This window comes from Streptomyces sp. NBC_00414 (assembly GCF_036038375.1).
GTDB lineage: Bacteria > Actinomycetota > Actinomycetes > Streptomycetales > Streptomycetaceae > Streptomyces.
Genome location: NZ_CP107935.1, coordinates 9,043,864 through 9,056,497, shown reverse-complemented (window position 1 = coordinate 9,056,497; position 12,634 = coordinate 9,043,864). Strand labels below are relative to the sequence as shown.

The window sequence follows — 12,634 nt, the reverse complement described above, 5'->3', positions numbered from 1 at the left end:
GCGTCGGACGGTGCTGCGTCGCGGGATGCCGCATCGGGCGGTGCGGCTTCGCGCGGTCCGGGCGGGTATGGGGTATCCGATCACACGCAAGGCTAACAATCGGCGTCCGGGCCCTGCGCGACCCGGTGGACCCGGTAGTTGGTGAGCACGGCCGTGACCACTTCGGTGCGGGACCGCAGCCCGGTGCGGGCGAACAGCCTGGTCAGGCGGTTGGCGATCGCGTCCTCGCTGAGCCGCAGCACCGTGGCGACCTGGCGGTTGGTGAGCCCTTCGGCGATCAGGGTCGCGAGCAGCTGTTCGTTCTCGGCGGTGGCCTGCCTGCGTCCGGGGACGGTGGTTCCGGCCTCGCGCATGGCGGCCCTGACGCGGAAGCGGGAGAGCGCGGCGCCGGTCTCGCCGAACAGTTCGTACGCCTCGTGCAGCAGGGCGGCCGGGCCCGCGCCCGCCTCCGCGGCGGCGACGAGGGTCACCGCCGTCTCGAACGGCTGCCTGCGGGAACGGGCCAGCTCGACCGCCTCCCGCAGGTTCCCGTGGGCGGAGCCGGAACCGTACGCACCGACCGGACCGGCCTGACCGCCAAGGCCGACCCGACCGACCCGACCGGCCTGTCGCAGGACGTGGGCCGACGCGAGCAGGTACCTCAGCCGTGTCCTTCCGTCGCCCGTGCGGTCGGAGATCCGCTCCAGGCGTTCCAGGCAGGTCGCCGCCTCGTGCCCGCGTCCCTCCTCCGCGTGCACCTCGGCGAGCGCGGCCCACAGTTCGTCGGTGCCGGCGACCTGTCCGCGAAAGGCTGCCGCGTCCAGGCCGCGCCGCAGCACCTTCTCCGCGCCGGCCGGATCGCCGAGCGTCCGCAGCACCTCCGCCTCGGCGGCGTCCAGCGAGTACTCCAGCGGGCCCTCCCCGTGGCCGCGCGCACTGTCGCCGCGCACGCTGTCGAGGAGTCGGCGGGCGCTCGTGGTGCGGCCCCGGGCCAGCAGGATGGCGGCGGTCCGTGCCGGGACCAGATGGCTGTCCGCCGCGGGTGTGTTCGTCCGGTCGTTCGCGAGCATCCAGCGGGCCGACTCGAGTGCCTCGTCCCACCGGCCCTGGAGATGGCGCCAGAGGAACAGGCTGCGCGGAGCCAGCACGTCGGCGGTCAGGCCCTGGGCGTCCAGCAGGACTTCGGCCGCGCGCAGGTCCCGGCCGCTGAGCAGCTCGTCGAACATGGTGGTGGCGAGCGCGTGGACGTGACCGGCATCGAGGTACGACGCCTCCGGGAAGGCCAGTGACTCCCGGAACCGTTCCGGCCTGCCCAGCGCCAGTTCCGCCACGGCCCGGAAGTAGGCGGGCTTGACCCGGGCACGGGCGTCGGCGGTCCACAGCGGTTCGGTGTCCGCCAGCAGGTCCAGTACTTCCTGCCACCTCTCCAGCTGACTCAGGGCCAGGGCCCGGCCGGTCACGGCGACCAGGGCGGGCAGCCGCAGCTCGTCCCACCACCGGGCCGTGGTCAGCCGGGACAGCGCCCGCCAGTCCAGGTCGTCGGCCGTCGCCGCCGTGAAGAGGCTGGCGGTGTTCTGCAGCTCGCGCGGGCCGAGGACGTCCGCCAGGTTACGCAGGATCGACTCCGCGATGGTCCGGGCGGTGCGGTGGTCGCCCGCGTTGTAGGCGGCCTTGGCGTACCGGTGCAGGGCCGCGACCCGATCGGCCGGCCGCTCGACGAGGTGGCCGGCCGCCCGGCACCAACGGAGCACTCCCCTGCCCTCGGAGTCGGGGTGCAGTCTCTGCGCGGCGGCCGTCAGCTCGGCGACCGCGCGGTCGAGGTCGACGAGCGATCCGGCTTCCGCGACCCGGTCAGCGAGATAGGCCACCGCGTCCGCCTCGTCCGGCAGGGCCACCACCGGGGGTCTTCGCGGGTGTGCGGGGTCCTCCGTGCTTCGCTGGTGTGCGGCGGCCTCCGCACCTCTCGGGTGCGTGGTGCCCTCCGCACCTCGCGGGTGTGCGGCTGCCTCCGCGCTTCGCGGAGGCGGGGTGTCCGTCGCGTCCTCCGCGCCCGTCGCGTCCGCCGCGTCCTGGTCCGCCCACAGTGCCTCGACCGCGGTGGCGGACAGTCGGCCCCGTTCCAGCGGCCCCAGCCGTTCCCGGACGGCGTGCGCCGTCAGCGGCAGCCGGAGCCGCCAGCCTCGCGGGGTCACGTCGTCGGGTGCGGGGAGGCCCGCGTCGTCGGAGTCGGTGGATTCGAGGACCTCGGTGTCGCCGGACCCGAGGGCGTCAGGAGCTCCCGGGCCGGGGGCGTCCGGATCGGCAGGGCCCGGGAGTCGACCGTCGTCGGGTGCGGGGATGACTTCGACGATCTCCGCGTCGGTCAGGTCGCGGATCCCGTCGCCCACCGCGTCGGCGGACAGACCGGTCGACGCCGATATCAGCTGCGCCGCCCGCCCGCCGAGGGGCCACAGGATGCTCAGGGCCCCGGCCACCGTGCGGGACGGCTCGCCCAGCGCGTCCAGCGCCGTCATGAACCGGTCGCCGTCCGGCAGCACCGGCGTCGGTCTCCTCGCGCCGACGAAGGCGTGGCCGTCGGCCACCCTGATCGCCCCCTCACGCGTCCACCCGGTGAGCAGGGCGTCGATCGCGCCGGGGACCCCGAGGGTGAGCTCGCGCACCCGCCGGGCAAGGGTCGTGTCGGGTGTGGCCCGCAGCCGACGTGCCACCACGGTGGTGGTCTCGTCCGGTCCCAGCCGGGGCAGGACGATCGTGTGGGCGCCCCGGACGGCCGCCGACCGGGCCGTCGGGAGGCCTCCGTCGGTGTCACCCGCGCTCGGCTCGGCACCTCCCACCGCCGAGGCCAACAGCCGGACGGTGTGCGGCATTCGCGCGAGGTCGGTCTCACCGAGCACGGCCAGCGATCCGGTGTCGGCGTGCTGGATGTCGTCCATCACCACGACCACGGGATCGGGCACGGGTCGTGCCAGAGCGGCGCGCAGCAGTCCCGCCATGGCCGGCCCGTCACGCTGCTCGGCCGCCCGCAGTGCCTCGGAGGCCCGCAGTGCCTCGGTGGCTCGTAGTGTCTCGGTGGCCCGCGGTGCCTCGGTGGCCGGTTTCGACGAGCGTGGGTGTGCCGCGGGGGGCCGGTGTTCCTCCAGCGCCATGACCAGCCGCAGCGCCAGCAGAAACGGCCGTGCTTCGTCGCCCGGAACGCAGCCCACCGTGAGCACGGCCGCCCCGTCCGCACGGAGCCGTTCGCCGACCGCGTGCACGAACTCGGTGCGTCCGACACCTCGTTCGCCGCGGACCAGCACCAGGCGTGGTCCGTCCGGATCACTCAGCCGGCCGTGGATCTCGTCCGACTGCCGCTCGCGGCCGACCGGTCGACCGGCCGTACGGTCCAGGCTCACGGCCGTGCCCCCGTGGAGCAGCCAGGGGGTTTCGGACGGAGCGGTCATGGTCCACCGTGTTCTCTTCGACGACAGGTGCCGGGCGGGCGGTGACGTACCCGCGTACGGAGACCGTTGTCGGCCGGCTCTTCGTGCGGGCCTTCGGCCGACGACAGCCATTATGGTCATTTGCCAGTGGCTGTTTACCTGTGGTCATTTTTGTTGGTCATTTCCGTTGGTCGTTTCCGGAGGCGTGGGCGTGCAGGACGGCGGACCTCTCATAGGCCGGGACAACGAGATCCGGGAGGTGACCCGGACCCTGCTGGCCACCGGTGACGCGGCCCGCGTACTGCTGGTCGTCGGCGCGGCCGGATCGGGCAAGACCGCCGTGCTGGAACACGCGCGGCGGGCGGCCGTCGAGGAGGGCGCCAAGGTCCTCCGGTTGCGCTGCCACGACGCCGAGGGCACACCCGGTGCCGCCGCCCTGGCCGCCGGCGTCCACAGCGCGCTCGCCAGGGTCCACAACCGCCGGAGCACGGTGCGCGTCAGTGGCGCCCGTCGGACATCACGTCAACCCCCGGCCCCGTACGGGGAGTTGACTCAGCTGTCCGCCCTGCGCGAGGTACTCACGGACGCGGCCAGGGACGCACCTTTCGCGCTGCTGATCGACGACGTCGAGCGGATGCCGTCGCCCACGGCCGCCGCCCTCGGTCTGCTGATCCGGGTCTTCCGCCCGGCCGGCGTGCCGATGGTGATGGCAGGCCGGCCGGTACACCCGAGAGACGGCGGCGCGTCGCAACTGACGTCGGCGGCCGACCGGTTGCTCGATCTGCCGCCGCTGCGGCCCGCCGACGTCGAGGCCCTGACGGTGCGCGGACTCGGCCGCCCGGTCGAACCGGCACTGGTGACGGCGGTACTGCGGGCGCTGGGCCCGATGGCGGGCACCCCCGAGGCCGTACTGTCCGTGCTCGACGCGATGGACGAGCGCGGCGACTTCGTCGAACTCGGCGGCCATGCCTGTCTGACCGAGCCGGAGCAGGCGCTGCGGCTCACCACGGACGTGGCACAGCTGAGGCGGCTCTGCCGGCCGGACGAGCCGCCGGACGCCCTCGACCTGGACGCGGCGGCAGCGGTGGCCCGCGCTCTCGAACACACCGAGATACGGCTCGACGATCTGCACCGGCTGAAGCCCGGCGGTCCCCGGCGGGCCGGCCTGCTCGACCGGGCCCTCACACCGCTGGTCGGGGACGGGATCCTGACCGTGGACGGCGACGGCCGGGCGTCGTTCGCGGTCCCGGCGCTCGCGGCGGCCCTGCGCGCTCTGCCCACCCACCACGACGTGTCGTCGTTGCACGCCCTGATCGTCAGGTCGTTGAGCGACCGGCTGGGCGCGGAGACCGCGGGGGGCGGCCATCCCCGCCTGGCCGATCACGTGACCGCCGCCGGGGCCGTGCTGGGCGACGCGCTCGCGGTGGACGTGCTGCTGGCCGCGGCCCGTACGGATGCCAGGTCCGACTGGCCGCGGTCGGTCCGCGCCTACTCCTCGGCGCTGCGACGCCTGGCTCCGGACGACCGCAGGGCACCCGGTGTGCTGTACGAGTCCGCCGAACTGAGCCTGCGCCACGCCGACCACGCGGGTGCGCTGGCCCTGGGCGAACCGCTGCTCGCCTGTCTGGACGCGTCGTCCGACCGGGACGGGGATCGGGATCGGGATCGGGATCGGGATCGGGATCGGGATCGGCTGGCGTACGTCACCGAGGTGTGGGCTCTGGCGGCGCTCCACGAGCACCGGTTGCCGTACGCCGACGGCTCCGGTCCCCAGGGCCGTGCTGTTCCCGAACACCTGCCCGCCGTGGCCGGTTACGCGGCGCTGGCCGGTCCGTACGGGCTCGGCCGGGTGGTGACGTGCCGTCCGGGGAGCGACGCCCGCCCGACGACGGTCGACGGGGGTGCGTCCGGATCCGGGCCGCTGCCCTCGCCCGCCGAACTGCGGCTGCTGGCCGCCGCCTCGGGCAGCCGCGCCGAACTGCTGGACGCGCTGGGCGCACTGCCGCCCGAGGTGCACAGCGCGCCCGTCCTGGACCGGCTGCGGCACGCGGCCACACACGCGGACCTCGCCGACGCCCTGGCCGCCGTGCTCGGTGACCGTTCCACGGGGGCGGGGGACAGTACGGCCGCGCGGTATCACGCCATGGTGCACTCCTATCTGGAGGGCGACTGGGACCAGGCCCTGGCGTCCGCCCGCCGGATCGAGGCGCGGAGCCTGACCCGCGGCACGGCGGCCGCCACCGCGCAGTCCGCCCGCGCGCTGGCGGCCGAGATCCACTGCGCACGCGGGGAGTTGGGGCATGCCCGGGCGTGGCTGGAGTTGATTCCGGACAGCGTGACGCACCCGCTCGTCGCCTGGGCGAGGATGAGTCTGCGGTACTGGTCGGGCCAGGTGGAGGAGGCACTGGAGGGAGCGCGCGAGGACGTACGGCGGGCTCGCGGGAGCGGTCTGCTCGCGGGCGTCGAGAAGGTGCTGCTGCGGTATCTGGCGTACGGCCTGCTGGAAGGCATGCCTCAGGTCATGCGGGAGGCGCTGGACGAACTGGAGGCGCTGCACCGGGAAGTGGACTCCCCCATGACCTGTGAGGCCGTGCTGTTCGGCCGCGGCCTGGTGCACGGCGACGGCGACCAGGCGCTGGCCGCCCTCCGGGCGGTGCGACAGCGCGGCGACGTGTACCTGGGCCTGCTCTGCTGTCTGTGCCTGGTGGAGATCGGCGAGGACTCCGAACGGTGGCTGGCCGAGGCCTCCCGTATCGCGCAGACGCTGGGTATCGGACGCGCCACCCTGACGACACTCGGCCACATGACGCGCCGACGGAGCTTCGTGCTGCCGCGACCGCGCCCGGCCAGGGACCGGTTGAGCGAGGAGGACGTCAGGCTGACCGTGATGGTCAGCGACGGGGCGACCAACCGGCAGATCGCGGCGCGGCTGGCGTCGAGCGAGAAGACCGTGGAGCGCCGGCTGACGCAGCTGTTCCAGCGCGCCGGGTGCCGCTCCCGGGCCGAGCTGGCCGCGGCCTGGCTGGACGGGAGCCTCGCCGACCGCGGCCTGGTCCCGGAGACTCTGCCCGGCTCGCCGGGAGGCCGTGGTCCCTTCCCGGACCCCGCCTGGGTGCCGACGGCCGGGCGGTGACGTGGCGGGTGCGGAACTCGTCGGCGAACGGGGTGGACCACCCGGGGGCGGAAGGCGGCCGTCTTCACCCCCGATGGTCCTTCACCCCCGTGGTCCTTCATCCCCGGTGGTCCGCCCCGTGACCGACGGGTCAGTCGACGAGGCCGGAGAAGCGGGCGGTGTGGGTGTCGACGAGGACACCCAGACGGCCGGTGTCCAGGGAGCCGTCGGCGTTCACCCCGACGTGCCATTCCGCGTCGGTGATCCAGCCGAGCACCAGGAGCGCGTCGGTCTCGCGCAGCGGAGCGTTCCCCCAGCTCTCGTCGCGGAACTGGGCGGCGGTGACCACGAAGAGACGGCGGGCGTGCGTCCCGCCGGCCGGCATGCCGTCCTCGTCCGCCAGGGCCTCCTCGCGGGTGGCCGCGGTGCGCAGGCGCGCCGACCGCGAACCCAGTCCGTCGGTCACCGGAGGGGTGGTCGCCGAGCCCACCAGGACGACCGTGGCGAGGACCCCGACCGGTCCCGACACGATTTCGGTGATGACGGCCTGCGCCAGGCGCAGCACCTCGTGGTCGTCACCCGTCAGGGCGATCGGCCCCGACAGCTGCGAGAGGTCGACCAGCACCCTGTCTCCCCTGTGGAGGCCGAGGGTGACGGTCAGGGAGTACGGATGCGCGCGCCCCGCGCCGATGGTGCCGGCTGCGCGCAGACTCGCCGGGTCCAGCGACCACTCCTTCCCGGAGACGTCCGACGTCCACGGTGACGGCGCCGCCGCGTCGGCCTGCGCGAGTTGCAGCGTCAGCCGCTGCTCCGAGTGGACGACCGAGTGCACGTCGGGCAGCGGCCGCACGTCGTGCGCACGTCCCTCGGCCAGTGCATGCAGGCCCAGGGCGACGGTGTCGAGCACCTTCCGGTCGGCGCCCGGTCCCGCGGTACGGGCCTGTCCGGAGGGGGAGTTGCGTTTGCGCCGGGTGAGTGCGGCAGCGGTCCCGAGCAGCACCAGGCCGAGCACCACGGACAGGACAAGGGACGCGATCATGCGACTACCTTTGTTGCTAGAAGTTGCTAGAAGTTGCCGGAGACGCCGGGAGTTGCCGGGCATCGCCAGGAGTGGTCACGGGCCGCACGGCGGCCCGCGGACCGGTTCGCGCCGCCACCCGCCGGGACGGCCCACCAGCGGTTCGGACCGACGCGCACTCCGGCGTCCGGAGCGCGTCGGAACGTGCTTTCACCATCGTTGTGGGGCTTCGGCCCCTGGTGAAGCCATGGCCGCGAACCTTGCCGTTCTGTACAGGGAGTTCTTGGGCACCCGCGCCGGAGCCGGCCGGGGCTCGCGCCGGGTCTCCCCCGGTTGACGCCAGGTTTCCCTCGGTTGAAGCACCTCGGGCCGTTGGCACGGCTGTCCGGTCTCCGCGGGTGGCAGCATCGGCCCCTGAACCATCTGGACGACCACATTCCTCATGGGCGACCACAGGCGCGAGTTGAGAGGGCCCATGCCTCAGCAGGTACTCACCGGGACCGTGCGCGTGGCGATCCACGCGCCTGCCCCCTTGGTCCGCGCCGCGCTGTCCGGCTTCGTCGCCCTGGACCCGCGTCTGCACGAGTTGCCGCGGGACAGGATCCGGGAGGCCGACGCGATCGTGGTCGCCGTGGACGTGGCGGACGCCGCCGCGCTGGACCTGCTCCGCCACCTGTCCGACGAGCCCGACGCACGCTTCCTCGTGGTGGTGGGCAAACAGTGGCGGGCCGACATGCCGACGGCGCGGAAACGGGGTGTCCGCGCCGTCGTGTGGTGGGACTTCTGCAGCCCGGACGTCTTCGCCCGCTCCGTACGGGCGGTGGCCGAGAGCGACGGGAGCGCTCCCACTCCCCCGCCCGCACCTGTACGTCAGACGCGTCAGGCCGAAGACCCGGGCCGGCACACCGCCACCACCCGGGCCCGGACCGTACCCAAGCTGAACTCCCGCGAAGTGGACGTGCTGCGCCTGATCGCGGAAGGCAAGCAGTGCGACGAGATCGCGGTCGAACTCTCCTATTCCGAACGCACGGTGAGATACATCCTCTACGGGGCCATGAAGCGCACCCGGACCCGCAACCGCGCCCATGCCGTGTCCTACGCGATACGGGCCGGGCTGATCTGAACCGTCATCCCCGGACCGTCGTCCACCTACGTCACGTCACTCCGCCTCACGTCACTCCACCTCACATCACTCCACGTCATGCCGAGCGGGCGGCGCGGGCCGTGGGGAGGAAGCGCAGGCGTTCGGGGAGCAGCGGGACGAGGGTGCGGACCAGGGCGCCGAGTCGACGGAGTCTGCGTTCGTCACGCGGTCGCCAGGTCAGGCCGAGCCGTTCGCGGACAGCAGGTGGGAGCAGGCCCGTGGTGACGAAGACATGCAGCCTGGACAGTGGTCGGGCGCACAGGGGCCACAGCCGGCGAAGCAGTGCGCCCGAGCCCGGCGGCGGGGGGACGCGGCGGCGCGGGTCGAGGAGTTCACCCGCCACGGCTGTCCGTTCCAGTTCGTCCTGGATCATCGCGTCGAAGTACGGCCAGAACTCCTCGGGGGTGCCGGGCATGTCACGCGCGTCGATGCCGAGGATGGCGCCGAGGTGCAGCAGTTCGCCGTAGAGGCGGTGTTCGTCCTCGGGGGACAGCGGGCGGGACAGGTAGCGGGCGGCCCGCAGGAAGACGGGGTAGGCGGTCGCGTGCACCCAGGCGTAGTGGGCGGGGGTGAGCGCGTGGTAGGCGCGTCCCCGGGTGTCGGTCCCGCTGATGGTCTTGTGGAGGCGGCGCAGCCGGCGTCCCTCCTCGATCGCCCGGTCGCCGCCGTAGACCCACAACTGCAGTGATTCCAGGGAGCGTTCGGCCCTGCCCCAGGGATCGGTCCGGAACACCGAGTGTTCGTCGACCCCGGCGCCGACCGCCGGATGGGCGACCTGGAGGACGAGGGCGGCGGGCAGGGAGAGCAGCAGGCGGATGTCGCCCGCGATGTCCCAGAGGATGGTGCCGGGAGCGAGCGGGGCCGGCTCGGTGGCGGAGGTGGTGGGCGGCGGGGGTGACGGGGTCGAGGAGGACGTCATGTCACCTCGCCCCCAGCGGGCGCCACGCAGCGGGATCGGTGCCCGGCCGGTGGGTCGCCCAGTAGGCGATGGCGAGTGTGCCCGTGATGCGCAGTGGCGGGGGGACCAGCGTCACCAATACCCGGACGAGGAACGCGAAGCGGCGCAGGGCTCGTTGCCGCCGGTGGTCCCAGGTCAGATGGAGCCGGTCGCGCAGGCGCGGCGGCAGGGTGCCGACGGTGACCAGCAGTGCGTAGTGCGCGGCGATCCGGGCGAAGGGCCGCCAGAGAAAACCGGGTAGCCGTCGGAACGGCTTGGCGGGGCGGATGAGTTCGTCGAGCACGTCCTGCACCGACTGGTTGTGCTCCAGCCGGTGGTCGACCATGTCGTCGTAGTACGCGCTGAACTCCGCCCAGGTGGCGGGCAGATGGTGGTCCTTGAGCCCCCAGACGCGTCCGACGTCCCGCATCTCGCGGTAGTACTGCTCGGTCTCCTCGTCGGTCATGCCCTTGCCGAACAGTCGCTGTCCGTCGACCGGCGCCTTGACGAGGGTCGCGTGCACCCAGTGGTAGGCCTCCGGGTTGAGCGCGTGGTAGCGGCGCCCCGCGGAGTCGGTGCCCTTCATCGCGGCGTGCACGTGGATCAGCCGACGGGCCTCCTCGGTGGCGGCCTGCCGGCCTCCGTAGACGACGGTGCTCAGTGACAGCAGCGTACGGACGAGGCGGGGCCAGGGTTCCGCGCGGAAGGTGCTGTGGTCCGCGACGCCCGCGCCGACGACGGGGTGTGCGACCTGCAGAAGCAGCAGCTGGGGCGCCATGAGCGTCGAGCGGGCGTCGCCGAAGTAGCGCCAGGCCATCCCGCCCCGGCGCGGTGCCCGGACGGCCACGATTTCCTCAACTCCTATTGATTCATGGGGTGTTGAGTCGGCGGATGTGTGCGGCAGAGCGGTCATGGCGCCTCCGGGTCTCCGTTGTGTCGGGAGTATTGACGCGCCTCGTGAAACAAGTCAATAGTTTTTGTATCTTCGACTCATCGATGGCCGCCGCGTCCTCGTCGCCATCACCTCGCCCTGCGGAAGGGACTTCCCATGAGCGCCAGATACGCGTACGACCGGACGATCACCCCGGGAGAGGGCCGTACCCACTGGAAGCGTGCCGCCGTCATGTTCGTCCCCGGCACCCTGGCCGTGGGCGCGCTGGGCATCGCCCTGGCGCAGGGGGCGTTGGCCGCCTCCTTCGCCGTCTCCGGTGCCGCGTTCCAGGTCTCGGCCTCCGAGGTCACCGCGGAGGGCGTGTCCTCGTTCCCGTCGTCCGTCGGCGACTCCGCGAGCGGCGCCAAGCCGGTACTGCTGGCCGGTGTCAAGAGCGGCAAGATCTCCGACGTGTGCGTCTCGCTCAAGCAGAAGGTTCCCGTGATCGGGGACATCACGATGCTGGTGCGCTCGGGGGCGGACAAGCCGCTCGCGGGTACCAACCTCGTGGTGAACACGGACGCGTTGACCGGAGGCGGCGGCAAGGTCACCGGTGTCGAGGCCGGCCGGGACGCCTCCACCCTGACCGCCGCGCCCGGGGTCACCGGCCCCAGGGGAACCTTCGGTGTCCAGGCGAGCACCGCCGTCGCCCATGACGTCAAGAGCACCGCCTACGCGGCCAACGGGGGCACCCTGACGCTGGAAAAGCTGGAGATCGAGTTCAGCCGCACCGGCAAGCAGTGCTTCTGACGGCGACGGACGGACTCGGCCATGTTCAGCTTCGTACTGGGGTTCCTGTGGGAACTGGCACGTGAGATCGGCGACCGGCTCGACCGGATCCTGCCCGCGCCGCGACTGCGCCGCTCGCTGCGCGGCTGGCGCCGCCGGAGGCCGTTCTGGGCGGCGGTGTGGGTCATCTCGGGCGGTGTGGAGATGGTGGCCATTCCGCTGGCACCGCTCCCCCTGATGATCCGGGTGGGAGTGGGTGCCATGTCGGCCGTCGGCATCAGCCTGGTCCTGATCGCGGGCGGGGTCTTCTTCCTCTTCAGGCCGGACCAGCGGATGTTCGTCTCCGTCGTCACCGCGATCGCCTCACTGACCTCGTTGGCGACGACGAACCTGGGTGGGTTCGGGATCGGCATGACGGCGGGCCTGATCGGTTCCTCGATGGCCTTCGGCTGGCAGCCGCACCGCGTGCGCGGAGAGCACGAGGAGGGCGGGCGCCCGAAGGCGGCGGCGCGCACAGCTGCCCACCTGCCCCACACGGGCCCGATACCGGAGGCCGACGCCCCAAAAGCCCGTGAGGACCGCGCGCCGTCCGGCAACCGCCGGATTTCCGCACGCCGCGCGGTCCTCTTCGCCGTGACGACCGTGATCGCCGTGATCGCCGTGACCGTCGTGACCGCCCTGGTGGCGACGGCCAGTCGGGCTGTCGCCGACCGCGACATCGGGACGACACGCATGGGCACCACGCGCGTGGACGACGAGGGTCCGCAGGTGACGCTCCCGTGCCTGACCGGTGTCGACACCGGCGGGCTTCCCGATCCGGAGGCCGTCCCCGAGGCCACCCCCGGTGAGACCTCCGACGACCTGTCCGCGCTGCGTCCGCCGATCGTCGTGGGCGACCGGCCCGGCCGTCCCCGCGCCACCTACCCCGTCAGCCCCGCCCCTCCGGAGGTGGGCGCCGACACCCTGACCGCGTACGGCGCCGTCATCCACGGCGCCACCTATCTGCCGACCGTCGCCGGCGGGCGGATGAAGGTGCTGTGGGTGCACGCCGACCGGCTGGTCGCGGACGACTACGCCTTCCGGCTGGAGGCGGGCGACCAGGTCCAGACGATCGACGTCGACCTCGACATCCCCCAGGTGGACATCTACGTCACCCGGCTCACCGGCTCCCTCACCATCCCCGTCATCGGCGTCGGCACCCCGCGGATCTGCGTCGGCGCCGACGTCGTCCCGGCGAACCTGCCGATCGCCGTGCGGCTGCCCGAGTTGTCGGTGACCGCCGTGGAGGCCGGCCAGGTGCTGGTCGACGCCGAGACCGTGAACTTCACCGACCTGAAAGTACACAGCAGGCATCGATAGGAGACC

Annotated in this window: 8 protein-coding genes; 4 read left to right on the top strand and 4 right to left on the bottom strand. The window is 72.9% G+C overall.

Annotation, left to right across the window (positions count from 1 at the left end):
* Positions 1 to 92: 92 nt before the first annotated feature.
* Complete coding sequence (locus OHS59_RS38840; protein ID WP_328498006.1) at positions 93 to 3,419, bottom strand: AAA family ATPase; 3,327 nt, start codon at positions 3,417 to 3,419, stop codon at positions 93 to 95.
* 184 nt (positions 3,420 to 3,603) lie between these two features.
* On the opposite strand from OHS59_RS38840, the gene OHS59_RS38835 reads away from it, so the two are divergent.
* The gene (locus tag OHS59_RS38835) at positions 3,604 to 6,531 is read left to right on the top strand and encodes a helix-turn-helix transcriptional regulator (protein ID WP_328498005.1); all 2,928 of its coding nucleotides are present in this window, start codon (positions 3,604 to 3,606) and stop codon (positions 6,529 to 6,531) included.
* A gap of 130 nt (positions 6,532 to 6,661) precedes the next feature.
* Here the strand turns inward: OHS59_RS38835 and OHS59_RS38830 are convergent, their stop codons facing one another.
* Complete coding sequence (locus tag OHS59_RS38830; RefSeq protein WP_328498004.1) at positions 6,662 to 7,549, bottom strand: hypothetical protein; 888 nt, start codon at positions 7,547 to 7,549, stop codon at positions 6,662 to 6,664.
* 454 nt (positions 7,550 to 8,003) lie between these two features.
* Here OHS59_RS38830 and OHS59_RS38825 point away from each other — a divergent pair, with 454 nt between their 5' ends.
* On the top strand, positions 8,004 to 8,651 hold the full coding sequence (locus OHS59_RS38825) for a helix-turn-helix transcriptional regulator (RefSeq protein ID WP_328498003.1): 648 nt from the start codon (positions 8,004 to 8,006) through the stop codon (positions 8,649 to 8,651).
* Between the two features lie 76 nt (positions 8,652 to 8,727).
* On the opposite strand, the gene OHS59_RS38820 is transcribed toward OHS59_RS38825, so the two are convergent.
* Both OHS59_RS38820 and OHS59_RS38815 read right to left on the bottom strand, forming a co-directional pair.
* The gene (locus OHS59_RS38820; protein WP_328498002.1) at positions 8,728 to 9,591 is read right to left on the bottom strand and encodes an oxygenase MpaB family protein; all 864 of its coding nucleotides are present in this window, start codon (positions 9,589 to 9,591) and stop codon (positions 8,728 to 8,730) included.
* A 1-nt stretch (position 9,592) separates the two neighbouring features.
* The gene (locus tag OHS59_RS38815; RefSeq protein ID WP_328498001.1) at positions 9,593 to 10,456 is read right to left on the bottom strand and encodes an oxygenase MpaB family protein; all 864 of its coding nucleotides are present in this window, start codon (positions 10,454 to 10,456) and stop codon (positions 9,593 to 9,595) included.
* A 201-nt stretch (positions 10,457 to 10,657) separates the two neighbouring features.
* On the opposite strand from OHS59_RS38815, the gene OHS59_RS38810 reads away from it, so the two are divergent.
* Both OHS59_RS38810 and OHS59_RS38805 read left to right on the top strand, forming a co-directional pair.
* Positions 10,658 to 11,290: a DUF6230 family protein gene (locus OHS59_RS38810; RefSeq protein ID WP_328498000.1), complete on the top strand. Its 633-nt coding sequence runs from the start codon at positions 10,658 to 10,660 to the stop codon at positions 11,288 to 11,290.
* A 21-nt stretch (positions 11,291 to 11,311) separates the two neighbouring features.
* Entirely contained in the window at positions 11,312 to 12,628 is a 1,317-nt protein-coding gene (locus tag OHS59_RS38805; RefSeq protein WP_328497999.1) for a DUF6114 domain-containing protein, read from the top strand.
* Positions 12,629 to 12,634 lie beyond the last annotated feature (6 nt).